The following is a 23,545-nucleotide window of genomic DNA, read 5'->3' on the forward strand; positions in this document are numbered from 1 at the left end:
CGGGGCCGCATCCCGGGTGACACGTGCGGGTGAGCGGATGTGGCCAAGCGGATCAGCGGGCCCGGTGGTACGGGCCGATCCGTGGGCTCCCGCGGATCCGGTGCTCCGGGGTCGGTCAGGAGGCGGCCGGGGCAGCGCGGCCCGCCAGCGCGTCGAGTTCGGCGCGGCCGAGCCCGGTCAGCCGCTCGACCTCGGCGCCGTCGAGGGCCCCGCAGTCCAGCCCGCGCACCAGGTGGCCGCTGAGCGCCTTCGCGGTGGCCGGTTCGTCGGCGATGCCGGTCCCTCCGGCCGTACGGTCCACATACGCGGCGAGCCGTTCCGCGGCCGCCTCCAGGCCCTCGCGGTAGAACGCGTAGACGGCGGCGTAGCGGGTCGGGAGGTGGCCGGGGTGCATGTCCCAGCCCTGGTAGTACGCGCGCGCCAACGACCGCCGGACCAGGCGGTGGTGGAGCCGCCAGGCGTCGTGGACCCGCTCGGTGGGGCCGACCGGCAGCACGTTGGTGGAGCCGTCGGAGAGCCGTACGCCGGTGCCCGCGGCGGCGACCTGCATCACGGCCTTGGCGTGGTCGGCCACGGGGTGGTCCATGGACTGATGGGCGGCGCCGACGCCACAGGAGGCGCTGTAGTCGAAGGTGCCGTAGTGCAGTCCGGTGGCCCGCCCCCCGGCGGCGTCGATCATCCGGGCGACGGTGGCGCGGCCGTCCGGGCCGAGGATTGCCTGGGTGGTCTCGATCTGGATCTCGAAGCCGATGCGGCCGGCGGCGAGTCCGTGCGCCTTCTCGAACTCCTCGCACAGCCGGGCCATCGCGGTGACCTGCTCGGCGTACGTCACCTTGGGGAGGGTGAGCACCAGGCCGTCCGGCAGCCCTCCGGCCGCCATCAGCCCGGTGAGGAAGATGTCGAGGGTGCGGATGCCGCGGTCGCGCACGGCGGCCTCCAGGCACTTCATGCGGATGCCCACGTAGGGCGGCGCGGTGCCCTCGGCGCGGGCGGCCGCGACGAGCGAGGCGGCGCGGGCGGCCGCGGCGTCCTCCTCGGCGTCGGGGCGGAGGCCGTAGCCGTCCTCGAAGTCGATCCGCAGATCCTCCACGGGCTCGCGCTCGAGCTTGGCCCGCACCCGGGTGTGGACGGGCTCGGCGAGTTCGCCGGGGAGGCCGAGCACGTCGGCGAAGGAGGCGGCGTCGGGGGCGTGCCGGTCGAGGGCCGCCAGCGCCTGATCGCCCCAGTCGCGCACCGTACCGGCGGTGAAGAGATCGGCAGGGACGTAGACGGTGTGGACGGGCTGACGGGTGCCCGGGTCGCCGGGGTAGCGGCGGGCGAGCTCGGCGTCGACGGCGGCGAGGGAATCGGCGACGGACGCCCGTACGGCACCGGGCAGGCTGGTCCGCACCGTCTCCTGAGGCTCCATGTCCGCTCCTCCGCCCTTCCCGTCATTTCCGCTGTACGGAAACGATGATCCGTGGAGTGAAGTTAGCCAGCCGTGGAACCGCGGGTCAACACCCTCCCGGCAGCCGCGAGGCCCCGCACGCGCGTCGCGTACGGGGCCTCGCGGAGGTCCGGCGGGGGTCAGCCCTTGCGGGTCTTGACCTCCTCGGTCAGCTGCGGGACGACCTCGAAGAGGTCGCCCACCACGCCGTAGTCGACCAGGTCGAAGATCGGGGCCTCGGCATCCTTGTTGACGGCCACGATGGTCTTCGAGGTCTGCATACCGGCCCGGTGCTGGATCGCACCCGAGATACCCGCCGCGATGTACAGCTGCGGCGAGACGGTCTTACCCGTCTGGCCCACCTGGTTGGTGTGCGGATACCAGCCCGCGTCCACCGCCGCGCGCGACGCACCGACGGCCGCGCCCAGGGAGTCGGCGAGGGCCTCGACGACGGGGAAGTTCTCCGCGCCGCCCACACCACGGCCACCGGAGACCACGATCGCGGCCTCGGTCAGGTCCGGACGCCCGGTCGACTCACGCGGCGTGCGCGCGACGACCTTCGTACCAGTGGCCTTCTCCGAGAAGGACACCTCCAGCGCCTCGACCGCGCCCGCGGCCGGAGCGGCCTCCACCGCGGCCGAGTTCGGCTTGACGGTGATCACCGGCGTGCCCCTGCTGACCCGGGACTTGGTGGTGAAGGCGGCGGCGAACACCGACTGCGTGGCCACCGGACCCTCCTCACCCGCCTCCAGGTCCACCGCGTCGGTGATGATGCCCGAACCGATACGGACCGCGAGCCGGGCCGCGATCTCCTTGCCCTCCGCGGAGGACGGGAACAGCACGGCGGACGGCGAGACCGCCTCAAACGCGGCCTGGACCGCGTCCACCTTCGGAACGACCAGGTAGTCGGCGAACTCGGACGCGTCCGCGGTCAGCACTCGCACGGCGCCGTGCTCGGCGAGGGTGGACGCGGTGTTCTCGGCACCGGAGCCGAGGGAGACGGCAACCGGCTCGCCGATGCGGCGGGCCAGGGTCAGCAGCTCCAGGGTGGGCTTGCGGACGGCACCGTCCACGTGGTCGACGTAGACAAGGACTTCAGCCATGGGAATCGCTCTCCTGCGACATGCGAAAAATCTGGACGGTAGGGGCGGCGGGAACCGGTCAGATGAACTTCTGACCCGCGAGGAACTCGGCGAGCTGCTTGCCGCCCTCGCCCTCGTCCTTGACGATCGTGCCCGCGGTGCGGGCCGGACGCTCGGTGGCGCCGTCCACGGCCGTCCAGGCACCCTCGAGACCGACCTCGTCCGACTCGATCTCCAGGTCCTCCAGGTCCCAGGAGGTCACCGGCTTCTTCTTCGCCGCCATGATGCCCTTGAACGACGGGTAGCGGGCCTCACCCGACTGGTCGGTCACCGACACCACCGCCGGAAGCGACGCCTGAAGCTGCTCGGTCGCGGTGTCCCCGTCCCGGCGCCCCGTCACGGTGCCGTCCTCGACCGACACCTCCGACAGCAGCGACACCTGCGGCACACCGAGGCGCTCCGCCAGCATCGCCGGGAGCACGCCCATGGTGCCGTCGGTGGACGCCATGCCGCAGACGACCAGGTCGTAGCCGGTCTTCTCGATGGCCTTGGCCAGCACCAGCGAGGTGCCCAGCGCGTCGGTGCCGTGCAGATCGTCGTCCTCGACGTGCACGGCCTTGTCCGCCCCCATCGACAGCGCCTTGCGCAGCGCGTCCTTGGCGTCCTCCGGGCCGACGGTCAGGACGGTGATCTCGGCATCATCGGCCTCGTCGGCGATCTGGAGGGCCTGCTCGACCGCGTACTCGTCCAGCTCCGAGAGCAGGCCGTCCACGTCGTCGCGATCGACGGTCAGGTCTTCGGCGAAGTGCCGGTCGCCGGTGGCGTCGGGCACGTACTTCACACAGACAACGATCCTCAAGCTCACGCCGGCTCTCCTACTGCATCGTCTCTACCGAGCTGCCTTGTTGCTGGCAGCATAGGCGCCTTCGGGGGCGGGACCCGGGCGGTACCGCGGGCGGTTTCCTGCCGGGGCGGCCCATGCACCGCAGCAAAATATTACTCGTCAGTACACCCAGCTCATTCCCCATGCGCAACCCGCTTGAACTGTGACCTTGCCAACGGCCGTGATCAAGGCGAGGCGTACATGCCAAGGAGGAGAGGCGCGGACCGGCCGCGGAGCGCGTGGCAGGTCAGTCGCCGGGCGCGTGGCAGGTCAGTCGCGGAGCGCGTTGAAGCGCCCCTGGTGGTACAGCAGCGGACGGCCGACTCCGGCCGCGGTACCCGTGGTGACCTCGCCGATCAGCACCCGGTGGTCCCCGGCGGGTATCCGGGCCACCACCCGGCACACCAGCCACGCCAGCACCCCGTCGAGCACCGGTACGCCCTCCGGTCCCGAGCGCCAGCCGGTGGCCGGTCCGAAGCGGTCGGCACCGCTGCGCGCGAAGGTCGCGGCCAGTTCGCGCTGGTGCTCGCCCAGAATGTGGACACCGACGTACTCGGCCTCGGAGAGCACCGGCCAGCTCGAGGAGCCGGTGCCCACGCCGAAGGAGAGCAGCGGCGGCTCGGCGGCCACGGAGGCGAGGGAGGTGGCGGTGAAGCCGACCGGGCGGGCGCCCTGGGCGGTGATCACGGCGACGCCGGAGGCGTGCCGGCGGAAGACGGAGCGGAAGAGGTCGGACGTCGTCAGCGGGGACGTGCCGAGGTCGTGCGTTGCCGTCATGGAGTTGTCCTTCTGCCGGAGGTACGGGCGGGGGCTGCGCTTGTCCTCTCGTTCGCTCACCCGCCCGGACACCGTGCGCCGGCGGTCCGCATCAGGTCCACGTGCACACGTCCGTAAAGAAGGGGTCCAGGCCGCATGCCGTTCACCCTGACCACGCGGGGTGCGGACCGTCAAGTGGGGCCGGGGCGCGGAGGCTCACACGGCATCACCCAGAGCGGCGATGACATCGGCCCGGCGCGGCGGCCCGGAGGCCCGCCGTACGACCCGCCCGGCCGCGTCGAGCACCAGCACGGTGGGGGTGCGGGCGATGTCCAGCGCCCGGACGAGCTCCAGCCTCGACTCGGCGTCGATCTCGATGTGTGCCACCCCGTCCACCATCGCGGCCACCTCGGACAGCGTCCGCCGGGTGGCCCGGCAGGGCTGGCAGAAGGCGCTGGAGAACTGGACCAGCGTCGCCCGCTCCCCCAGCTCCGCGCCGAGCTCGGCGGCGCCCAGCCGCCGGCTTCCGTCGCCGTCTCGCACCTGTCTCCTCCCGGTCGGGCCTCCCTGGTGCAGCGTCCTGGGCGGCCCGGGGATTCCCCGGCGGCTCCCCGACGTGATGAGGATCTCTCGGCCGGGCCGTGCCGTGCGGTAGCACAAAGAGACGACATCGGGCACCATCTGCCAGAAGCCGGATACCTACGGCCGCGTAACTTCCGCCGGGAGAACCCTCCCCAGGCATACGACGAAGGGTCCTCGATGGCAGAGCTCGTCTACCCGCCGGTGATCGGCATCGCCCGCACCATGTTCAAGGCGCTCGATCTGCGCTTCGACATCAAGGGCACCGAGAATGTCCCGCAGACGGGCGGCGCGGTTCTGGTGAGCAACCACATCGGCTATCTCGACTTCGTCTTCTGCGGGCTGACCGCCCGTCCGGCCAAGCGGCTGGTGCGGTTCATGGCCAAGGATTCGGTCTTCCGGCACAAGGTCTCCGGGCCGCTGATGCGCGCGATGAAGCACATTCCGGTGGACCGCGCGGCGGGCATGGACGCGTACAAGCACGCCCTGCGCGCGCTGCGCTCCGGCGAGATCATCGGCGTCTTCCCGGAGGCGACGATCTCGCGGTCCTTCACGCTCAAGAACTTCAAGTCGGGCGCGGCCCGGCTGGCCCAGGAGGCGGGCGTCCCGCTGCTGCCGATGGCGCTGTGGGGCACCCAGCGGCTGTGGACCAAGGGCCAGAAGCGGGCCCTGGGCCGCCATCACTACCCGATCACGATGCGGGTCGGAGAGCCGATGGAGGCCGACCCGACCGAGCCCTCGGACACCCTGACCGAGCGGCTGCGCGGCCGGGTGCAGGAGCTGCTGGAGGCGGCGCAGCGGGCCTATCCGGTGCGGCCCAAGGGCCCGGAGGACACCTGGTGGGTCCCGGCCCACCTGGGCGGCACCGCGCCCACCCCGGCCGAGGCGCTGGCCCTGGACCGCGGCCGCTAAGCGCTCCGCGGGAAGTGCCCTGACCTGTCGTCGATCGTCCGCGGCGCCGTCGTGGCTGGTCGCGCCCACGCGGCGGAGCCGCACATCGACACAGCCCGCGCCCCTTCGGGGCGCACCCGAACCGCACCGGGCTTCAATGAGGCCGCTTAGGACTGACCACCACGGCCCGCCCCGTGCGCTCGTTCCCGGCAACGGCCTACCGGCCCATCTCCTCCTTGAGGGCCGTGATGAAGCCGTCCACGTCCTCCTCCGTGGTGTCGAAGGAGCACATCCAGCGCACATCGCCCGCGGCCTCGTCCCAGAAGTAGAAGCGGTAGCGCTTCTGGAGGCGTTCGCTCACCTCGTGCGGGAGCCGGGCGAAGACCGCGTTGGCCTGGACCGGGTGGAGGATCTCCACCCCGTCCACCGCGCGCACCCCATCCGCCAGCCGCCGCGCCATGGTGTTGGCGTGGCGGGCGTTGCGCAGCCACAGGTCGCGGGCGAGCAGGGCCTCCAGCTGGACGGAGATGAACCGCATCTTGGACGCCAGCTGCATGGACAGCTTGCGCAGATGCTTCATGGCGCCCACCGCGTCCGGGTCGAGGACGACGACGGCCTCGCCGAAGAGCATCCCGTTCTTGGTGCCGCCGAACGACAGGATGTCGACGCCCGCCGCGTTGGTGAACGCGCGCATCGGCACGTCCAGCGACGCGGCCGCGTTGGCTATCCGGGCGCCGTCGAGGTGGACCTTCATCCCGCGCTCGTGCGCGTGGTCGCAGATGGCGCGGATCTCGTCCACCGTGTAGACGGTGCCGAGCTCGGTGTTCTGGGCGATCGAGACCACCTGCGGCATCGCCCGGTGCTCATCGTCCCAGCCCCACGCCTGGCGGTCGATGAGCTCGGGGGTGAGCTTGCCGTCCTCGGTGGGGACGGTGAGCAGCTTCAGCCCGCCGACGCGCTCGGGCGCCCCGCACTCGTCCACGTTGATATGGGCGGACTCGGCGCAGATGACCGCGCCCCAGCGGTCGGTGAGGGCCTGGAGGGCGACGACGTTGGAGCCGGTGCCGTTGAAGACCGGGAACGCCTGGGCGTGCGGGCCGAAGTGGCTGCGCATGACGAACTGGAGATGCGCGGTGTAGTCGTCCTCGCCGTAGGAGACCTGATGGCCTCCGTCGGCGAGGGCGAGCGCGGCGAGGATCTCCGGGTGGGTGCCGGCGTAGTTGTCGCTGGCGAAGCCGCGTACCTCGGGGTCGTGGTGGCGGCGGGCGTCGGTCCTCACGGCTTGGGGGTCAGCCACTGGCGGGTTCCGTTCACTTCCTGGGCGGGCCGGTCCCAGAGTCCGGTGATGGCCTCGGCCAGCTCCTTGACGTCCGTGAAGCCCGCGAACTTCGCGTTGGGGCGCTCCGCCCGCATGGCGTCGTGCACCAGCGCCTTGACCACCAGGATGGCAGCGGCCGCCGACGGACCGCCCTCGCCCCCCAGCTTGCGGAAGGAGTCGGCGAGCGCGAGCGTCCACGCCTCGGCGGCGGCCTTGGCCGCGGCGTACGCGGCGTTGCCCGCGGTGGGCTTGGACGCGCCCGCCGCGCTGATCAGTACATAGCGGCCCTTGCCGCTGCGCAGCAGGGCGTCGTGGAAGGCGAGGGAGGTGTGCTGGGCGGTGCGGATCAGCAGATTGTGCAGGGTGTCCCAGTCGGCGAGCGGGGCGTCCGCGAAGGTCTTGCTGCCGCGCCAGCCGCCGACCAGGTGGATCAGCCCGTCGACCCGGCCGAACTCCTTCTCGGTGCGGTCGGCCCAGGCGCGGGCGGCGCCGAGGTCGAGCAGGTCGACCGTCTCACCGGTGACGCTGGCGCCGCCGTGGGCGTAGCGCGCCGCGTCCACGACCTCGGCCAGCCGGACCGGGTCGGCGTCGGAGGCGACGACGGTGGCGCCCGCCTCGGCGAGGCGGAGCACCGCGGCCCGGCCGGCGGGGCCGGCCGCGCCGGCCACCGCCACCACCGCACCGTCCAGCGGCCGCTCGCCCGGCTCGTTCGGGCTCGGGCTCGATGTCGGTGTGGTCATGCTCGCCGCCTCCTCGTCCTGCCCCGCCTGGGGGCTCGCCGCCGCGGTACTCATGCCGCCGCCGGCAGGTCACTGTCGGCCGTGATGCCCTTGGTGGAGGCGACCACGTCACGCAGCTTCTTCCCGAGCGCCTCGTAGAACATGCTCAGCGGAAACTCGTCGGGGAGCACGTCGTCGACGAGCTTGCGCGGCGGCTGGCTCAGGTCCAGGGCTTCGGGGCCCTTGGCCCAGACCGAGCCGGGGTGCGGGGCGAGATAGGTCGACACCAGCTCGTACGCCTTGAACCAGTGGACGAGCTTGGGGCGGTCGATACCGTCCCGGTAGAGCTTCTCGATCTCGCCGCACAGCTGGTTGGTGACCTGCGAGGCGCGGGACCAGTCGATGTGCAGGGTGTTGTCCGTCCAGCGTACGACGTCGTGCTGGTGAAGGTAGGCGAAGAGCAACTGGCCGCCGAGCCCGTCGTAGTTGCGGACCCGCGCGCCGGTGACCGGGAACCGGAACATCCGGTCGAAGATCACGGCGTACTGGACGTCACGGCCCTGGGCGACGCCCTCGGCGTCCAGCTTCACGGCCTCCTTGAAGGCGGTGAGGTCGCAGCGCAGCTCCTCCAGCCCGTACATCCAGAACGGCTGCCGCTGCTTGATCATGAAGGGGTCGAACGGCAGGTCGCCATGGCTGTGGGTGCGGTCGTGGACCATGTCCCACAGGGCGAACGCCTCCTGGCAGCGGTGCTGGTCGGCGAGCATGTCCCGGATGTCGTCGGGGAGTTCGATTCCCAGGGCGCGGACGGCCGCCTCGCTGACCCGGCGGAACCGGGCCGCCTCGCGGTCGCAGAAGATGCCGCCCCAGCTGAACCGCTCGGGGGCCTCGCGGACGGCGATGGTCTCCGGGAAGAGCACCGCGGAGTTGGTGTCGTAGCCGGAGGTGAAGTCCTCGAAGGCCAGTCCGCAGTAGAGCGGGTTGTCATAGCGGGTGCGCTCCAGCTCGGCCAGCCACTCCGGCCAGACCATGCGCAGCACCACGGCCTCCAGATTGCGGTCCGGGTTGCCGTTCTGCGTGTACATGGGGAAGACCACGAGGTGCTGGAGGCCGTCGGCACGCGTACGGGCGGGCTGGAAGGCGAGCAGCGAGTCGAGGAAGTCGGGGACCCCGAACCCCTCCTCGGCCCAGCGGCGCAGATCCGCGACGACCGCCCGGTGGTAGTCGGCGTCGTGCGGAAGCAGCGGGGCGAGCTCCTCGATGGCCCCGATCACCCGGTCGATGGTCGCCGCGGCGGTCTCCCGAGTGGGTGCGCCCTCGGCCTCGAAGTCGATGGAACCGTCCTTGGACTGCCACGGGCGAAACGTTTCGACAGCGTCCTTGAGGGCCGACCAGGCCGGACGGTCGACCACACGCTCTGCGGGCAGAACGGCACCTTCACCTATCGCAGACGAAAGGATTTCCGTCATGTCCACTCCTTCACCGAAGAAACTCGCGTATGACCACCGTATCTATGGACGCTCCCGCACTCAAGCGACGGTACGGGAAATCATCCTGCGCCACACCCGCACCACCGCAGTTTTTCCTGCCCCCATCGGCTCGACTCATGCCACGGCCCCGCTTGAACGGTCCTGTCATGAGCGGCCGGTATGGTGTGCGCCGGTCCGGGCGGCCCGTCCGCCGCGTGCCGAGGAATCAGCCATCCCACTGCCTCCCCCGACCCGACGCAGACGACCCGACGAAGGCCGTCGAGGGCCGTCAGAAGAGCGAGACAGCGTTGACTTTTCTCACCATCGGACACCGCGGAGTGATGGGTGTCGAGCCGGAGAACACCCTGCGGTCCTTCGTCCGAGCCGAGCACGAGGGCATGGACGTCATCGAACTGGATCTGCACCTCAGCAAGGACGGCGCGCTCGTGGTGATGCACGACGCGGACGTCGACCGCACCACCGACGGCAAGGGCCCGATCAGCGACTTCACCCTCGCGGAGCTGCGGGGGCTGGACGCCGGGGAGGGTGAGCGGATCCCGGTCTTCGAGGAGGTCGTGGACGCCGTGGAGGCGCCGCTCCAGGCCGAGATCAAGGACACGGCGGCCGCCCGGGCGCTGGCCGAGGTGCTGACCCGGCGCGATCTGCTGGACCGGGTGGACATCCTGTCCTTCCACGACGAGGCGCTCGCGGAGATCCGCACCCTGCTCCCGACCGCCCGCACCGCCCTCGTGGCCAGCCGTTACGGCCTCGATGTGATCGACCGGGCGCATGCCGTCGGCGCCGGGATGCTGGTGCTCAACATCCGCAGGCTGACCCTGGAGCTGGTGGAGAAGGCGCACGCCGACGACCTCAAGGTCATCGGCTGGACCGTGAACACCCCCGACCAGCTGAAGCTGGTCCGTGGCCTCCGCCTGGACGGCGCCACGACCGACTTCCCGGAGATCCGGCGGGCGGCGCGCTTCACGGCGTGACGCGCTCGCGTACGGGTGAATGCCGTACGGCGTTCACCCGCGGCATTCACCCGTACGGCGTAAGCGGGGCTCTGAGGGTCCTCGGAGGCGTTCAGAGCCCCTCAGGGGCTCAGGGGGCTCAGTCGAGGGGCTTGATCAGCAGCTCGAACTCGAGGTCGGCGCGGCGCGGCACGCCGAAGCGCTCATCGCCGTACGGGAACGGGGTCATCCGGCCGGTACGGGTGTAGCCGCGCCGCTCGTACCAGGCGATCAGCTCCTCGCGGGCGGAGATCACCGTCATATGCATCTCCTTGGCGCCCCACTCCGCCCGTGCGAACCGCTCGGCCTCGGCGATGATCATCTTGCCCAGCCCCCCGCCCTGGAGCGCGGGCCGGACCGCGAACATGCCGAAGTAGGCGTGGTCACCGCGGTGCTCGAGCTGGCAGCAGGCGATCAGCTCACCGTTCCGCTCGACGATCATCATCCGGCCGTTCTCGGCCCCCACCACGTCCGTGACATCCTCCGGATCGGTGCGCTGCCCGTCCAGGATGTCCGCTTCCGTGGTCCATCCGGCGCGGCTGGCGTCCCCGCGGTAGGCCGACTCGATCAGGGCCACCAGCCCCTCCACATCGGCCTCGGTGGCGGTGCGGAAGGTGAGGGGCTCGGTGGCTCGTACGGTGGTGTCCGCGGTGTCCATGGCGTCGTCGGGGTTCCCTTCGGTGACGGCGGGGCGGCCGGTGGCCGGTGTGGCAACTGGTGGCCGGTGTGGTAGCCGATGACCGCTGTGGCCGATGTGGCAACTGGTGGTCAGTGTGGCGGTCGGTGGCGGCAAATAGACCTTAACCTGCCCCGAAGGGGTCACGTTGCGTAGGGTCGCGGCATGGTTCACGTACTGAGCAGCCGCGTCCTGCTGCGGCCGACGGACCCCGAGCGCTCCCGGGCGTTCTACGGCGAGGCCCTGGGCCTGGCGGTCTACCGGGAGTTCGGGACCGGCCCCGAGCGTGGCACGGTCTACTTCCTCGGCGGGGGCTTCCTCGAGGTCTCCGGCCGCTCGGACACCCCGCCCGCCCCGGGCCTCCAGCTGTGGCTCCAGGTGGCGGACGCGGCGGCGGCGCACAAGGAGCTCACCGCGCAGGGTGTCGAGGTGCTGCGGCCGCCGAAGAAGGAGCCGTGGGGGCTGGTGGAGATGTGGATCGCGGATCCGGACGGCGTGCGGATCGCCGTCGTGGAGGTGCCCGAGGACCATCCGATTCGATACCGCCCCTGATCGCTCCTCCCCGTGCCGTCGGCCCCGCCACGGCTCGCGGTGGCGGGGCGGGCGACACCGAGGGGCTCAGCCGGGCTGGCTGTTCTCCTTGTGCTCGCCCCAGCCGTGCCAGCGGTCGATCTCGATCCAGGCGCTGATCCGGGCGCGGTCGCGCCGCGGGTACTCCTTGCCGAGGTATTGCTGGGCCAGCCGGTCGATTCCGGCCAGGTCCTTGTCGTCCTGGAGCTCGACGACCCGGCCGATGAGGGTGATGTGGTTGTACCAGTTCGCCTCGTCGATGACGGTGAGCGAGACCCTGGGGTCGTTACGGATGTGGTCGAGCCGCTTGCGGCCCTCGTCCATGTTGACCAGGATCCGGCCGTCGTCCCAGAGGTACCAGGTGGCCGTGGACACCGGCTGACCGTCGGAGCGGATCGTCGCGATCACGGCCGGATTGGGCTTCTCGAGCATGGCGACCGCGGCCTCGGGAAGCGGTGGATTCGACACGGGCTCTCCTCCTCTTTGGACAGCTGTTCACGTCCCGTGGTGCGGCTGGGGCCTGCGTGATCCACGGGCCGCATCTCTCACCGTGCCATACCAGGCCGCGCGCTCCCCACTACTCCGCACGCCTCGCGCTCCCCCACTGCGCCCATGCGCTCCCGTGTGTGGTGCCGCGGCAGGGGATGTCTCCTGGTAATACGTCCCCCTTCGGGAGGTGTGGCCGTGCACGGACCTCCACTCATCGGCTGGCTGCTGGTCGCGCTGTGCGCGGCCACGGGTGGCTACTGTCTGTCGCAGATGCGCGGTGAGCCGCCCGGGCCGGGGCGGCGGATCGCGGGCGCCGAGGCGCTGATGGGGTGGGGGATGGCCGTGATGGCGGTGCCGTCCACCGTGCTGGACCCCCGGCCCTGGGGCCCGCCCGCCTTCGTGGCGGTCTTCGCCGTGGCCGCCGTAAGGGCGCTGCTGCCGGTCCCGCACGGCGTGGGGCTCCCGGGGCACCGTCTGCATCACACCGTCGGAGCGCTGGCGATGGTCTACATGGCGCTCGCGATGATGGTGGGCACCACGGGCGGCCACCACCACACCGGCGAGACGGTCCCGGGCCGGATGGCGGGCGGGGTGCCGCTGCTGACCGGGGTGCTGCTCGTGTACTTCGCGGTCTACGTCGTACGGTCCGGGCTGCGGCTCGTACCGATGACGGACGGGGCAGTGGACGCGGCGGGGGCGGGGCCGCCCGGCGCCGGGTGGTCGCGGCGGCCCGAGCTGCGGCATGCGTGCAGGCTGTCGATGGGGATAGGGATGTTCGCGATGCTGCTGACGCTGTGAACGGGCCGCGGCCCGTTCCGTAGTCGCACCGTGGCATGCGTCACTTCCCCGCCGTGACCGTACCCGGCCCGAGCGTCGCGATCATAGGCTGACGGCCATGATGGTCCCGTTCGCGCTGATGGGCCTCGGCGCACTGGCGGCGGCAATGGCGCCGCGCCTGCTGTCCCGCTCCGACTGGATCGACCGCGAACCCGTGCTCGCCCTCTGGGTGTGGCAGTGCGTGGTCGTCGGAGTGCTGTTGTGCTGCGCGCTGACCATGGCGCTCACCGGGGCGGCCGCCTGGGATGCCGTGCGCGGCAATGTCTTCGCCCCCGCGCCCAAGGGCGTGGTGGAGGCGTACGCGCTGTCCGGCTACGGGCCGTTGGCCGCGCCCGTCGCCCTCGTGCTCGCCTTCGGGGCCGTCTGGAGCGCGGTGATGCTCACCCGCGAGATCGGCCGCGCCCGCGCCTGGCGCAGGCAGCACCGCGCCGAACTCCTCGTCCGCTCCCCCGCCTTGCCCGGCGAGGAGCCCGGCGAGGAGCGTCTGGTGGTCCTGGAGAGCGACAAGCCGGACGCCTGGTGGCTGCCGGGCACCACGCCGCGGTTGGTCATCACCACGGCGGCGCTGCGCCGCCTCAAGGGCCGTCGGCTGGACGCCGTCATCGCCCATGAACAGGGCCACGCCCGCGCCCGTCACCACTGGCTGCTGCACTGCTCGGGCGCGCTGGCCAGCGGCTTTCCGCAGGTGACCATGTTCGCGGCGTTCCGCGACGAGGTGCACCGGCTGGTCGAGCTGGCCGCCGACGACTCCGCGTCACGGCGCTTCGGGCGGACGACCACCGCGCTGGCGCTGGTCGAACTCAACGAGGACCGCGGGGTGTTCGGCCCCTGCCCCAGCGGGCTCGCCCAGGTGCCGCAGCGGGTGGACCGGCTGCTGGCCCCGGCCTCCCGCCTCCCGGTGGCGCGCCGCTGGCGCCTTACGGCCACCGCGGCGCTCGTCCCGGCCGTCCCGCTGCTGGTCACGCTCGTCCCGGCGCTGCGGGTGCTCGGGTAGGCGTTCCCGGCGTTCTCAGTACAACGTTCTCGGCGTTCTCGGCACAACGCTCTAAGCGTTCTCGGCACAACGGCGGCCCCTGACTCCAGGAAGATCGAGGGCCTCCTGGCTCCGGGGCCCGCCCGTCGGCGATCATCGACCCATGCAGCCGGCAACCCTCCACCGCCGAGCCGCCCGCGCCGCGGCCATGTTCACCGCGCTCTTCCTGGTGGTGCTCGCCCTGGTGGCCGCCCATTGGGGGCCGCTCGGGACCGTCGACCGGGACATCGTCGTCAGCCTGCACCACTCCGCCGTCCGGCACCACGGCCTCACTCGGGCCAACAGGGTGCTCACGGACTGGTTCTGGGACCCCTGGACGATGCGTGCGCTGCTGGCCGTGGCCGTGGGCTGGCTGCTGTGGCGCCGGGAGTGGCGGCTCGCCCTCTGGGTGGCCGTCACGGCGGCGCTGGGCACGGCGCTGCAACAGGCGGTGAAGGCCGCGCTCGACCGGGAGCGTCCCCGGTGGCCGAATCCGGTGGACTCGGCGCACTACGCGGCCTTCCCGTCCGGCCACGCCCTGACCGCGACCGTCGCCTTCGGGCTGCTGCTGTGGCTGATGACGCTGCACGGGGCACCGGCGACATGGCTGCGGCTCATGGCCGCCGTAGGGGCCGTATCCGTGCTGGGCGTCGGCTTCACCCGCCTCTATCTGGGCGTCCACTGGCCCAGCGACGTCCTGGCCGGCTGGCTGCTGGGCGCGGCGCTGGTGTACGGGGCGATCGCCTCGTACGGCTACGCCCGGAGCCGTAGGAGCGAGCGCGAGGCGTCCCCCGAGGGGAGAGTGCGCTCATGAACCCCGAACCCACGCTTCAAGAAGCGCGCACGGGATCCTGGCCCGGGTGCTAAGCAGGTCGGCAGAAGTCCGCTACGGTTCGATGGCGCCCCGAAGGGGCGCGAGGAACTGCGCGACCAGCCACGACGGCGCAGCAGACGGCCGACGACGCATCACGGCACTTCCAGCGGAGCGCTTAGCCGAGCCGCACCCCGGCCAGGATCCCGTGCGCGACCCCCAGGGGCAGCGCGAGATAGCCGCTCGCGGGGTCGGCGAGGTACTCCCGCATCTCCCGGTGGATGTCGAAGCCGAACTCCATGTCCATGTCGTCCACGAGCACGAGAGCGCCCTGGCGCAGCCGGGGTTCCACCACCTCGAGCACCGCCCGGTTGAGGTTCGGCCAGCCGTCCATCAGCAGCAGGTCCACCGACCCGGGCAGGTCCCGCAGGGTCTCGCGGGCGTCGCCGACGCGGACGGTGGCGATGTCGGAGAGCCCGGCGGCGGCGATGGCCTCCGTGGCCTTGGCCGCCTTGTCCGCCTGTAGCTCCGTGCCGATCACCTGCCCGCCGCCGTTGTCCCGCACCGCGCTGGCCAGGTAGAGGGTGGACACGCCGAAGGAGGTTCCGTACTCGACGACGGTCCGGGCGCCGGTCGCGCGGGTGAGCAGGTAGAGCAGCTCACCGCCCTCCTTGGACACCGACATGGAGGCGTCCTTGAACGTCTCGGCCATCTGGCTGGCGTCCAGCTCGGCCCAGGCCGACTTGGGGTCGGTCACACCGGTCGCGGCGAACGCGCGCTCGTCGCCTTCGCGCTCGGCCTCCAGCAGTCCGTCCAGGACGGTCGCCACGGACTCGGTGTGCAGTGTGGACGGCATGCGATCTCCTTCAGGGTCGGTGCGGTCACCGGATAGATTCTTCTTCCGGCGGCGATCCGACCGCCCCCTAAACATCCCCCTGGCTCCCCCTGAGCTGCCCGGGGCGATGGGAGAGTGCGGACATGAGCAATCTCGATACGAGGCCCGCCCCGACCGTGTGCGGCGGCCGCCAGGACGTCACCGCCCAGCCGGTCCGGGAACTGCTGGCCGCCAAGCAGGTTCCGCTGGGCGAGTCCACCGTCGTGCGCCGGCTCCTGCCGAACCTCGGGCGGCGCATGGTCGGCGCCTGGTGCTTCATCGACCACTACGGCCCGGACGACATCGCCCAGGAGCCGGGCATGCAGGTCCCTCCGCATCCGCACATGGGGCTCCAGACTGTCAGCTGGCTGCACGACGGCGAGGTGCTGCACCGCGACAGCGTCGGCAGCCTCCAGACGGTGCGCCCCGGCGAGTTGGGGCTGATGACCTCGGGCCGGGCCATCGCGCACTCCGAGGAATCCCCGCGCGAGCACGCCCGGCTGCTGCACGGGGCACAGCTGTGGGTCGCGCTGCCCGACGGCGACCGCCATATCGCCCCCATGTGGGAGCACCACGCCGAGCTGCCCCGGGTGACCGGCGGCGGAGGGCTGCGGGCGACGGTCCTCCTCGGCGAACTGGACGGCGCGGCCTCGCCCGGCACCACGTTCACCCCCCTGATGGGCGCGGACATCGCCCTCGCGGCCGGCACCGACACCCGGCTCCCGGTGCGGCCCGACTTCGAGTACGCGGCCCTCACCATGTCCGGCGAGTCCGAGGTCGACGGGGTACGCCTCGCCCCCGGCTCCCTCCTCTACCTCGGCTGCGGACGCACCGAACTGCCGCTGCGGGCTGACGTGGACAGCGCGTTCATGCTGCTGGGCGGGGAGCCCTTCGAGGAGAAGATCGTGATGTGGTGGAACTTCATCGGCCGCTCCCACGACGAGATCTCCCAGGCCCGCGAGGACTGGGCATCGGGCTCCCGCTTCGGCGAGGTCCACGGCTACGACGGCGCCCCGCTCCCCGCCCCCGAACTCCCCCCGGTACCCCTCAAGCCCCGCGGCCGGACGCGCTGACCGGGGAGCGCACGTAGGCGGTGAGTCCGGTGCCCGGGAGGCGGTGGGGGGTCCAGGTGCGGGCGTAGTGGGGAGGGCCGGAGCGGGTTCTGGCGAGGGCGGCGGTGGGTTCGCGGGCGGCGCGGCGTAGCAGGGTGTGCGCGGTGGTGTCGCGGTTGTGGCCGCCGACGTTGGCCGAGGCGCAGCCGGCGTCGTAGCCGATGGGCGGGGCGTGTCTGCCGCTGACCAGGCAGGGCGGGGTGAGCCCGAGGCGGCGCAGGTCGTGGGCGGCGGTGCGGTAGCGGGCGGCGGTGGTGCGGGCGGCGGCCGTGTCGCGGTCGAGCACCTCGTACTGCGCGGACAGGTGCAGGGCGAGCAGCGCGGCCGCCAGCCCGGCGGCCAGGGCGCGGGCCCGGGGCGGGCGGATGGCCCGCGCGGAGTGTGCGGCCAGGGCGGCGAGCGGAGGGGAGAGCAGGGCGTAGACGGGCAGCAGGAAGCGCGGCGCGGAGTAGTCGATGAGCAGCAGGTAGGGGACGCTCAGCGTGGCGGCGCAGGCGACGGGGAGCAGGATGACCGCGTCGCGCCGGGCCCCGCCAGGCCAGGGCGCAGGCGGTGAGGGCGAGGACGGGCAGCGCCAGCCACCACAGGGTGAGCTCGGGGTGGGTGAGCGGGACGTGGCAGGGGCGGCAGAGCAGGGGGCCGTTGAGGCTGCGCCAGGCCATGCCGCCCGCCCAGTGCGTGCCCATGCCGCCCTCGGTGGCGCTGGAGAGGTGCAGCCGGGCGCCGACCCCGCCCCAGCGTGCGTACGCCTCCGCGACCCACTCGGCGCCGCCCACGGCGAACCCGCAGGCCACGGCGAGCGCGGGCGCCGGTCGCCGCCAGGCCGGGACGATCGCGCACGCCGCGAGCAGGGGCAGGGCGAGCCATACGCCGTCGGAGAAGCGGAAGCAGGTGGCGGCCGCGACCATGGCGCCCAGGCCGAGCAGGGCCCGCCGCCGCGCAGGGGGGTGTGCGGCACGCAGGAACCAGCCGACGGCCGCCACCGCGGACAGGGCCACCCACAGGTTGGGCATGGCCTGCGGCCCGTAGAGCAGGGTGGTCCACAGGCCGGCGAACAGCAGCGCGGCCAGGGCCGTCCGCCTCGGGCCCAGCAGCGGCTGCCAGACGCGGTAGGCCGCGTACAGGGCGGCGGCGGACAGCAGCGCCAGGACGATCCGGAGCACCGTGGTGGAGTCGGTGACGGCGAGGACCGGGGCGGCCAGAAGGCTGATGCCGCGCGAGCGCGGGGCGCTGAAGTACGCCGCCGGGCGGTGCGGGTCGACCTGGGAGAGGTACACCGTCTCGTCCCAGCCCGGCCCCAGATGCGGGACCACGAGGGCGAGTTGGGCCGCCGCATAGGCGAGGGCGACCAGCGCGGGCCACGGGATCCGGCGTGGCGGGCGGATGACCGTACGCGAAGCGATCATGCCGTGAGCGCTCCGGTGCCCAGCAGGCCGAGCAGCAGCAGGCCGATGGCGACGCGATAGACGACGAAGGCGTTGAAGGAGTGCTTGGCGACGAACTTCAGCAGCCAGGCGATCGAGGCGTAGGCGACCACGAACGAGACGGCGGTGCCCACCACGAGGGGGGCGGTGCCGACCCCGGCGCCGACGGCGTCCTTCAGCTCGTACAGGCCCGCGCCGGTCAGCGCCGGGATGCCGAGGAAGAAGGACAGGCGGGTGACGGCCACCCGGTCCCCTACGCCCCCGTGACCGACGACCCCGGCTTCGCCGCCCGCCGCATGCGCTCGGTTCTGGAGGAGCGGTCCGACCGCCAGGACGTCCTCGCCCGCTTCGCCGACGGCCTGTCCACCACCGACGCGGACCTGCTGCGCCAGCTGCTCGACCCCGATCAGTAGGAAGCGGAAGAGGAAGAGGCTGCCGAGATGCGCATCGCCGTCTACATCCCCCTGCTGCTCTCCCTGCTCGCCCCCTCGGCGCACGCCCCCTGGCGGAGCGGTGCGAACCCCGCCTGGCGACCTGGCTGCTCACCGCCTCGGCCCTCGTCCTGGGCACGGCGACCACCATCTCGCTGGGGCTGCTGGCCATCACCGGGCTGATCCGCTTCCCCCAGCTGGCCGGCCTCGGCCACTGGTCGGCCCACACCGCGCAGCGCGACGACCCCGCCGAACTGTCCGTCGCCCTGATCGCCGGGCTACTGCTCGGCGCCGCCGTCCTCATGGCCGCCCGCATGCTCTGGCGGCGCGCCCGCACCCTGACCGCCGCCGCCCTGGAAGCGGCCTGTATGCCCGCCGAAGACGATCTGATCGTGATCGAGGGCGAGGCCCCCAACGCCTTCGCGATCCCCGGTCTGCCCGGTCGCGTCGTCGTCTCCACCGGCATGCTGCACACCCTGGACGAGACCGAGCGCCACATCCTGCTCGCCCACGAACGCGCCCATCTGGCCTGCCGCCATTACGCCTTCGTCGCCCTGGCCCAGTTCGGCGCCGCCGCCAACCCGCTGCTCCGCCCCCTCGCCACGGCCGTGACGTACACCGTCGAACGGTGGGCCGATGAGAACGCGGCCGCCGCCACCGGCGACCGCGAGCGGGTCGCCCGCACCGTCGGCAAGGCCGCCCTCGCCGCGCACGACGCCCCCGGCCGCGCCCCGGGCGCCGCGCTGGCCATCCTCGGCCGCCGAAGCCCACTCGCCGCCGCCGGGCCCGTGCCCCGCCGTGTCGCCGCCCTCCTCGCTCCCCCCTTCGGCCGCCACCCCCTCCTCGCCGCCGCGACGGCCGCGGTCCTGGCCATCACCGCCCTGTCCACCGCCGAGGCCGCCCACGACCTCCATCTCCTGCTGGAAGCCGTCGGCGCCTGATGGAAGTCGTCGGCGCCTGATGGAACGCGGCGGTCAGTAGATGTCGCGCAGATAGCGTTTGTCGGCGGCGAGCTGCTTGACGTACGCCGCCGCCTCGGCCTCGTCCAGGCCGCCGTGGACAGTGGCGATGTCCCGCAGGGCCTGGTCGACGTCCTTGGCCATGCGGGAAGCGTCGCCGCAGACGTAGAAGTGGGCGCCGTCCTGGAGCCAGGACCACAGCAGGGGGCCGTGTTCGCGCATGCGGTCCTGAACGTATTTCTTGGCGCGCTCGTCGCGGGAGAACGCGGTGTCCAGGCGGGTGAGGATGCCCTCGGCGAGGAACGCGGTCAGCTCCTCCTCGTAGTAGAAGTCGGTGGCGCGGTGCTGTTCCCCGAAGAACAGCCAGTTCGGGGCGCGGTGGCCGCGGGCCCGGCGCTCCTCCAGGAAGGCGATGAAGGGCGCGACGCCGGTGCCGGGGCCGACCATCACCGTCGGCGTGTCGGGGTCGGCGGGCGGGCGGAAGTGCGGTGCGCGCTGGACCCGGACCGGCACCGGGGTGCCCGGCTCGGCGCCGGCGAGGAAGGGGGAGCAGACGCCCTGGCGGCGACGCCCGCCCAGGTTCTCGTAACGGACGACGGAGACCGTCAGCGACACCAGGTGGGGATCGGTCAGCGGGCTGGACGATATGGAGTACAGGCGGTGCCGCAAGCGTCCCAGCAGGTCGGTCCACTCCTGCGCCCCGGCCCGGATGCCGAACTCGGCCAGTACGTCCACGGCCTGACGTCCCCAGGACCACTTCGCCAGCTCCCCCTTGTTGTCAGGGCGCAGGAGCTTCCGCAGGTCACGGGGGTCGCGGGTGCGATCGGCGACGAAGCGCAGCAGGTCGGGGGTGATGCGGGTGATGTCGAGATGGCGCGTCAGGGCCTCGGCGAAGGGCACCTCCCCCACATGTCGGACCTGGACGGCCGCGTTCGCGTCGAGGCCGGTGAGGGCCAGCCACTCGGCCACGAGTGCGGGCCAGTTGAGCGGTTGCACCGCCAGGGCGTCACCGGCCTCGTAGCCCAGTGGGGTCTCGCTGTCGCGGGTGTCGAAGGTGAAGCGGCGGACCTCCTTGCCCGCGCCCGGCAGACTCAAGCGGCGGTTGCCGGTCAGACGGGCGGTGGCAGGGACGGGACGGCTCGGCGGGGGAGCCGTCCCGGCCGCGGGGGCGGTCCCGGCCGCGGGGGCCGGGGCGGGTGCCGGTTGCTCCGCGCTTTTCAGCGCGATGAGTACCTGGTCGAGCCAGGCCCCGGCCTCGGTCTCGTAGTCCGGTTCGCAGTCGGTGCGCGGGGCCAGCCGCACCGCGCCCAGCTCTTCCATGCGCCGGTCGAGGCGGCGGCCGTGGCCGCAGAAGTCGTCGTAGGAGGAGTCGCCGAAGGCCAGGACGGAGTACCGCCGGTCCGGCAGGCGCGGGGCGTCGGGCGCGGTGAGGGCGGCCCAGAAGCGGGCGCCGTTGTCCGGTGCGTCGCCGTCGCCGAAGGTGCTCGTGATCAGCAGCAGGTCGGCGTCGGACGGCAGCGCGGCGGGGTCGGCCTCGTCCATGGACACGCGGGAGGCGGCATGGCCGTGCGCGGCCAGCCGCTCGACCGTGGCGGCCGCGAACTCCTCGGCGTTCCCGGTCTGGGAGGCCCAGAGGATCACGACCTGGCGGCGCGCCACGTCCACGGGCGGGGAGGACGGCTGCGGGGAGGACGGCTTCGGGACGGACGACTGCGGGGCGGACGGCTCGGCGGAGGACGACCGCGGGGAGTCGCCGGCGTCGTGCGCGGTGGGACGCGCCGCCTCGGCCCTGGAGTACATCCCTGCCAGCACCCCGTTCACCCACAGGGCGTGCGACGGGCTGAACGGGGCGTCCGCGGGCAGCACCGGCACACCGGGAGTGCCGGCCGGGATTCCGGCGAGGAAGCCGGTCAGATACCGGCGTTCGGGTTCGGTGAGGGCCGGCGGCGGGGCGGGTTCCAGCCCGAACAGGGCGGGAGCGGAAGCCGTGGGAAGGACGGCGGGCGGCGCGGAGACCGCCGTGTCCGCGGTGGACGACACGGCCACCTTGGCCAGCGACACCGCGCACACCTTGAACTCGGGCTGGAACGACAGCGGATCGACGGCGTCGCTGGTCACCGCGTTCACACTGAGGTACTCCCCGAAAAGGTCGTTCCAGTGGAACGGCGCGAAACAACAGCCCGGCCGCACCCGGTCGGTGACGACCGCGGGCAGCACGGCCCGGCCGCGCCGCGAGGCGACCTCCACCGAATCCCCCTCGGCGAGGCCAAGATCGGCCGCGTCCCGCGGGTGCACCTCCACGAAGGGACCGGGGCTGAGCTTGTTCAGCCTGGCCACCTTGGCCGTCTTCGTCAGGGTGTGCCACTGATGCTGGAGGCGGCCGGTGTTGAGTATGTACGGGTAGTCGTCGTCGGGCAGCTCCGCGGCCGGTAGGTGCGGGCGGGGGTGGAAGACCGCACGGCCGCTCGCGGTCGGGAAGTGCGGCGAGCCGTCCGCACCGACGTACCGGATCGGATTGCGGTCGGATCCCCCGGCGCTCGCGGCGGGCCACTGCACCGGGGTGGAGCGCAGCCGCTCGTAGCTCACACCGCGCAGGTCCCAGCCGGTCGACGGGTTGAAGGCACGCTTGATCTCCTCGAAGACCTCGTCCGCGCTGTCGTACGCGAAGCCGCTCTCGAAGCCCATGGCGCGGGCCACGGCCGCGATGACGCGCCAGTCCGCCATCGCCTCGCCGGGCGGATCGGCGGCCGGCCGGGCGAGGGTGAGGTTGCGCTCGCTGTTGATCAGGACGCCCTCGGTCTCGGTCCACAGCGCGCCGGGCAGCACGATGTCGGCGTACGCGTTCGTCTCCGTCTCGGCGAACACGTCCTGCGTGACGACGAATTCGGCGGCCTCCAGGCCCTCGATGACCGTCTTGCGGTTCGCGACGGAGGCGACCGGGTTGGTGCAGATGATCCAGCACGCCTTGATGTCCCCGGCGGCCATCTTCTGGAACATCTCGACGGTGCCCTTGCCGACGCCGTCCGCGCGGATCGTGTCCGGCGGCAGCCCCCACAGGTTCTCGACGAAGGCCCGGTCGGCGTCGGCGAGCACCGACCGCTGACCGGGAAGTCCCGGCCCCATGTAGCCCATCTCCCGGCCGCCCATGGCGTTGGGCTGCCCGGTCAGGGAGAAGGGTCCGCTGCCCGGGCGGCAGATCGCGCCCGTGGCGAGATGGAGGTTGACGAGCGCGTTGGTGTTCCAGGTGCCGTGCGTGGACTGGTTGAGGCCCATCGTCCAGCAGCTCATCCACTCGCCCGCCTCGCCGATCAGCCGGGCGGCGGTGCGGATGTCGGCTTCCGGGATGCCGGTGATCTCGGCGACGGTGGCGGGCGGGTAGTCGGCGAGGAACTCCGGCATCGCCTCCCAGCCCTCGGTGTGCGCGGCGATGAACTCGGCGTCCGTGTGGCCGTTCGCATGCAGAAGGTGCAGCAGCCCATTGAGCAGTGCCAGGTCCGTACCCGGCTTGAGCTGCAAGAACAGGTCGGCCTTGGCCGCGGTGGCGGTGCGGCGCGGATCGACCACGATCAGCTTGACACCGGCCGACTTCATCCGGTCCATCATCCGCAGGAAGAGGATGGGATGGCAGTCGGCCATGTTGGAGCCGATGACGAAGAAGACATCGGCCCGGTCGAAGTCCTGATAGGAGCCCGGCGGCCCGTCCGCGCCCAGCGAGAGCTTGTAGCCGGTGCCGGCACTGGCCATGCACAGCCGGGAGTTCGACTCGATCTGGTTGGTGCGGAGGAACCCCTTGGCCAGCTTGTTCGCGAGGTACTGCGCCTCCAGGCTCAGCTGCCCGGAGACATAGAGGGCGACCGCGTCCGGCCCGTGCTCGTCGACGATCGCCCGCAGCCGGCCCGCCGTCTCGGCGATCGCCTCGTCCCTGGACACCGGCACCGGCTCTTCCTCACGGTGCGGACGCCGGAGCGCCGTGGTCAGGCGCCCGGGGGCGGCGAGCATCTCGGCGGTGGTGGCGCCCTTGGTGCACAGCCGGCCGAAGTTCGCGGGGTGCTCCTTGTCCCCGGAGGCCTTCAGGACCGTACGGCGCCCGTCCGACCCCCTGCCGACATCGAGGACCAAGCCGCATCCCACACCGCAGTACGAGCAGACCGTCCGCACCTTCGTCGTGTTCGTCGTGTCCTCGCTCGGGAAGCCCGACGCGACCACGGGCGCCTCCT

At 72.3% G+C, this 23,545-nt stretch carries 23 protein-coding genes and 1 pseudogene; 9 read left to right on the forward strand and 15 right to left on the reverse strand.

All coding sequences use genetic code 11. The annotated features are described in order from the left end of the window. Positions 1-115: 115 nt before the first annotated feature. The 6 genes from ACT2CW_RS39885 to ACT2CW_RS39910 all read right to left on the reverse strand — a co-directional run bounded on the left by ACT2CW_RS39885 (position 116) and on the right by ACT2CW_RS39910 (position 4,723). Positions 116-1,408 (reverse strand): DUF6986 family protein, encoded by a 1,293-nt coding sequence (locus ACT2CW_RS39885; RefSeq protein WP_445520120.1) that lies wholly within the window; start codon positions 1,406-1,408, stop codon positions 116-118. A 158-nt stretch (positions 1,409-1,566) separates the two neighbouring features. Beyond that, complete coding sequence (locus ACT2CW_RS39890) at positions 1,567-2,529, reverse strand: electron transfer flavoprotein subunit alpha/FixB family protein (protein WP_445520121.1); 963 nt, start codon at positions 2,527-2,529, stop codon at positions 1,567-1,569. 58 nt (positions 2,530-2,587) lie between these two features. Beyond that, complete coding sequence (locus ACT2CW_RS39895) at positions 2,588-3,373, reverse strand: electron transfer flavoprotein subunit beta/FixA family protein (RefSeq protein ID WP_414083879.1); 786 nt, start codon at positions 3,371-3,373, stop codon at positions 2,588-2,590. A gap of 288 nt (positions 3,374-3,661) precedes the next feature. After that, a complete protein-coding gene (locus tag ACT2CW_RS39900; RefSeq protein ID WP_445520122.1) occupies positions 3,662-4,168 on the reverse strand; it encodes a flavin reductase family protein in 507 nt (168 codons plus the stop codon). A gap of 56 nt (positions 4,169-4,224) precedes the next feature. Further along, positions 4,225-4,305, reverse strand: coding sequence for a putative leader peptide (locus ACT2CW_RS39905; protein WP_317259516.1), 81 nt, complete (start codon positions 4,303-4,305; stop codon positions 4,225-4,227). Between the two features lie 58 nt (positions 4,306-4,363). Continuing rightward, complete coding sequence (locus tag ACT2CW_RS39910; RefSeq protein WP_199334534.1) at positions 4,364-4,723, reverse strand: TlpA family protein disulfide reductase; 360 nt, start codon at positions 4,721-4,723, stop codon at positions 4,364-4,366. A gap of 183 nt (positions 4,724-4,906) precedes the next feature. On the opposite strand from ACT2CW_RS39910, the gene ACT2CW_RS39915 reads away from it, so the two are divergent. Continuing rightward, positions 4,907-5,638, forward strand: a complete 732-nt coding sequence (locus ACT2CW_RS39915; RefSeq protein WP_445520123.1) for a lysophospholipid acyltransferase family protein — start codon at positions 4,907-4,909, stop codon at positions 5,636-5,638. Positions 5,639-5,834: 196 nt separating this feature from the next. On the opposite strand, the gene ACT2CW_RS39920 is transcribed toward ACT2CW_RS39915, so the two are convergent. The 3 genes from ACT2CW_RS39920 to ACT2CW_RS39930 are packed head-to-tail and all read right to left on the reverse strand — an operon-like array spanning position 5,835 to position 9,123. Next, positions 5,835-6,896, reverse strand: coding sequence for a threonine aldolase family protein (locus ACT2CW_RS39920; protein WP_311767052.1), 1,062 nt, complete (start codon positions 6,894-6,896; stop codon positions 5,835-5,837). Continuing rightward, positions 6,893-7,675 carry an SDR family oxidoreductase gene (locus tag ACT2CW_RS39925; RefSeq protein WP_086885487.1) on the reverse strand — a complete coding sequence of 261 codons (783 nt, stop codon included), beginning with the start codon at positions 7,673-7,675 and terminating at the stop codon, positions 6,893-6,895. The genes ACT2CW_RS39920 and ACT2CW_RS39925 overlap by 4 nt, the downstream gene beginning before the upstream one ends. A gap of 50 nt (positions 7,676-7,725) precedes the next feature. Continuing rightward, positions 7,726-9,123, reverse strand: coding sequence for a DUF6421 family protein (locus tag ACT2CW_RS39930; protein WP_445520124.1), 1,398 nt, complete (start codon positions 9,121-9,123; stop codon positions 7,726-7,728). Positions 9,124-9,431: 308 nt separating this feature from the next. On the opposite strand from ACT2CW_RS39930, the gene ACT2CW_RS39935 reads away from it, so the two are divergent. Next, a complete protein-coding gene (locus ACT2CW_RS39935) occupies positions 9,432-10,115 on the forward strand; it encodes a glycerophosphodiester phosphodiesterase (protein ID WP_182467621.1) in 684 nt (227 codons plus the stop codon). Positions 10,116-10,233: 118 nt separating this feature from the next. On the opposite strand, the gene ACT2CW_RS39940 is transcribed toward ACT2CW_RS39935, so the two are convergent. Next, on the reverse strand, positions 10,234-10,791 hold the full coding sequence (locus ACT2CW_RS39940; protein ID WP_445520125.1) for a GNAT family N-acetyltransferase: 558 nt from the start codon (positions 10,789-10,791) through the stop codon (positions 10,234-10,236). A gap of 183 nt (positions 10,792-10,974) precedes the next feature. On the opposite strand from ACT2CW_RS39940, the gene ACT2CW_RS39945 reads away from it, so the two are divergent. Next, positions 10,975-11,361, forward strand: coding sequence for a VOC family protein (locus ACT2CW_RS39945; protein WP_445520126.1), 387 nt, complete (start codon positions 10,975-10,977; stop codon positions 11,359-11,361). A 66-nt stretch (positions 11,362-11,427) separates the two neighbouring features. Here ACT2CW_RS39945 and ACT2CW_RS39950 read toward each other — a convergent pair whose 3' ends face one another. Continuing rightward, on the reverse strand, positions 11,428-11,847 hold the full coding sequence (locus ACT2CW_RS39950) for a PPOX class F420-dependent oxidoreductase (RefSeq protein ID WP_182467625.1): 420 nt from the start codon (positions 11,845-11,847) through the stop codon (positions 11,428-11,430). A 216-nt stretch (positions 11,848-12,063) separates the two neighbouring features. On the opposite strand from ACT2CW_RS39950, the gene ACT2CW_RS39955 reads away from it, so the two are divergent. The 3 genes from ACT2CW_RS39955 (at position 12,064) to ACT2CW_RS39965 (ending at position 14,531) form a co-directional block, all read left to right on the forward strand. After that, the gene (locus ACT2CW_RS39955) at positions 12,064-12,666 is read left to right on the forward strand and encodes a DUF5134 domain-containing protein (RefSeq protein WP_445520127.1); all 603 of its coding nucleotides are present in this window, start codon (positions 12,064-12,066) and stop codon (positions 12,664-12,666) included. Between the two features lie 97 nt (positions 12,667-12,763). Continuing rightward, positions 12,764-13,699 (forward strand): M56 family metallopeptidase, encoded by a 936-nt coding sequence (locus tag ACT2CW_RS39960; RefSeq protein ID WP_164435965.1) that lies wholly within the window; start codon positions 12,764-12,766, stop codon positions 13,697-13,699. Between the two features lie 142 nt (positions 13,700-13,841). Then, on the forward strand, positions 13,842-14,531 hold the full coding sequence (locus tag ACT2CW_RS39965; RefSeq protein WP_445520128.1) for a phosphatase PAP2 family protein: 690 nt from the start codon (positions 13,842-13,844) through the stop codon (positions 14,529-14,531). Positions 14,532-14,706: 175 nt separating this feature from the next. On the opposite strand, the gene ACT2CW_RS39970 is transcribed toward ACT2CW_RS39965, so the two are convergent. Continuing rightward, complete coding sequence (locus ACT2CW_RS39970) at positions 14,707-15,384, reverse strand: O-methyltransferase (RefSeq protein WP_164435969.1); 678 nt, start codon at positions 15,382-15,384, stop codon at positions 14,707-14,709. A 122-nt stretch (positions 15,385-15,506) separates the two neighbouring features. On the opposite strand from ACT2CW_RS39970, the gene ACT2CW_RS39975 reads away from it, so the two are divergent. Then, complete coding sequence (locus tag ACT2CW_RS39975; protein ID WP_330816105.1) at positions 15,507-16,475, forward strand: pirin family protein; 969 nt, start codon at positions 15,507-15,509, stop codon at positions 16,473-16,475. Here ACT2CW_RS39975 and ACT2CW_RS39980 read toward each other — a convergent pair. Together ACT2CW_RS39980 and ACT2CW_RS39985 are read right to left on the reverse strand one after the other, a co-directional pair. After that, positions 16,403-17,920 carry a glycosyltransferase family 39 protein gene (locus ACT2CW_RS39980; protein WP_445520129.1) on the reverse strand — a complete coding sequence of 506 codons (1,518 nt, stop codon included), beginning with the start codon at positions 17,918-17,920 and terminating at the stop codon, positions 16,403-16,405. The genes ACT2CW_RS39975 and ACT2CW_RS39980 overlap by 73 nt on opposite strands. Further along, positions 17,917-18,189 (reverse strand): annotated as a pseudogene (locus ACT2CW_RS39985) (undecaprenyl-diphosphate phosphatase); the annotation flags it as partial. The pseudogene ACT2CW_RS39985 and the gene ACT2CW_RS39980, both read right to left, overlap by 4 nt. Before the next feature lie 12 nt (positions 18,190-18,201). Between ACT2CW_RS39985 and ACT2CW_RS39990 the strand changes: the two are divergent. Together ACT2CW_RS39990 and ACT2CW_RS39995 are read left to right on the forward strand one after the other, a co-directional pair. Continuing rightward, complete coding sequence (locus tag ACT2CW_RS39990) at positions 18,202-18,351, forward strand: hypothetical protein (protein ID WP_445520143.1); 150 nt, start codon at positions 18,202-18,204, stop codon at positions 18,349-18,351. A gap of 332 nt (positions 18,352-18,683) precedes the next feature. Then, the gene (locus ACT2CW_RS39995) at positions 18,684-19,310 is read left to right on the forward strand and encodes a M56 family metallopeptidase (RefSeq protein ID WP_445520130.1); all 627 of its coding nucleotides are present in this window, start codon (positions 18,684-18,686) and stop codon (positions 19,308-19,310) included. A gap of 33 nt (positions 19,311-19,343) precedes the next feature. Here ACT2CW_RS39995 and ACT2CW_RS40000 read toward each other — a convergent pair whose 3' ends face one another. Continuing rightward, positions 19,344-23,534 carry a molybdopterin-dependent oxidoreductase gene (locus ACT2CW_RS40000; RefSeq protein WP_445520131.1) on the reverse strand — a complete coding sequence of 1,397 codons (4,191 nt, stop codon included), beginning with the start codon at positions 23,532-23,534 and terminating at the stop codon, positions 19,344-19,346. Positions 23,535-23,545: the final 11 nt, after the last annotated feature.

The organism is Streptomyces sp. NEAU-174, from assembly GCF_052665095.1.

What these genes read in the sequence shown, in the direction of transcription:
- ACT2CW_RS39885 (WP_445520120.1), bottom strand. Translation starts at nt 1,408, where the DNA reads ATGGAGCCTCAGGAGACGGTGCGGACCAGCCTGCCCGGTGCCGTACGG.
- ACT2CW_RS39890 (WP_445520121.1), bottom strand. Translation starts at nt 2,529, where the DNA reads ATGGCTGAAGTCCTTGTCTACGTCGACCACGTGGACGGTGCCGTCCGC.
- ACT2CW_RS39900 (WP_445520122.1), bottom strand. Translation starts at nt 4,168, where the DNA reads ATGACGGCAACGCACGACCTCGGCACGTCCCCGCTGACGACGTCCGAC.
- ACT2CW_RS39905 (WP_317259516.1), bottom strand. Translation starts at nt 4,305, where the DNA reads ATGCGGCCTGGACCCCTTCTTTACGGACGTGTGCACGTGGACCTGATG.
- ACT2CW_RS39915 (WP_445520123.1), top strand. Translation starts at nt 4,907, where the DNA reads ATGGCAGAGCTCGTCTACCCGCCGGTGATCGGCATCGCCCGCACCATG.
- ACT2CW_RS39925 (WP_086885487.1), bottom strand. Translation starts at nt 7,675, where the DNA reads ATGACCACACCGACATCGAGCCCGAGCCCGAACGAGCCGGGCGAGCGG.
- ACT2CW_RS39930 (WP_445520124.1), bottom strand. Translation starts at nt 9,123, where the DNA reads ATGACGGAAATCCTTTCGTCTGCGATAGGTGAAGGTGCCGTTCTGCCC.
- ACT2CW_RS39940 (WP_445520125.1), bottom strand. Translation starts at nt 10,791, where the DNA reads ATGGACACCGCGGACACCACCGTACGAGCCACCGAGCCCCTCACCTTC.
- ACT2CW_RS39945 (WP_445520126.1), top strand. Translation starts at nt 10,975, where the DNA reads ATGGTTCACGTACTGAGCAGCCGCGTCCTGCTGCGGCCGACGGACCCC.
- ACT2CW_RS39960 (WP_164435965.1), top strand. Translation starts at nt 12,764, where the DNA reads ATGATGGTCCCGTTCGCGCTGATGGGCCTCGGCGCACTGGCGGCGGCA.
- ACT2CW_RS39965 (WP_445520128.1), top strand. Translation starts at nt 13,842, where the DNA reads ATGCAGCCGGCAACCCTCCACCGCCGAGCCGCCCGCGCCGCGGCCATG.
- ACT2CW_RS39970 (WP_164435969.1), bottom strand. Translation starts at nt 15,384, where the DNA reads ATGCCGTCCACACTGCACACCGAGTCCGTGGCGACCGTCCTGGACGGA.
- ACT2CW_RS39975 (WP_330816105.1), top strand. Translation starts at nt 15,507, where the DNA reads ATGAGCAATCTCGATACGAGGCCCGCCCCGACCGTGTGCGGCGGCCGC.
- ACT2CW_RS39980 (WP_445520129.1), bottom strand. Translation starts at nt 17,920, where the DNA reads ATGATCGCTTCGCGTACGGTCATCCGCCCGCCACGCCGGATCCCGTGG.
- ACT2CW_RS39995 (WP_445520130.1), top strand. Translation starts at nt 18,684, where the DNA reads ATGCTCTGGCGGCGCGCCCGCACCCTGACCGCCGCCGCCCTGGAAGCG.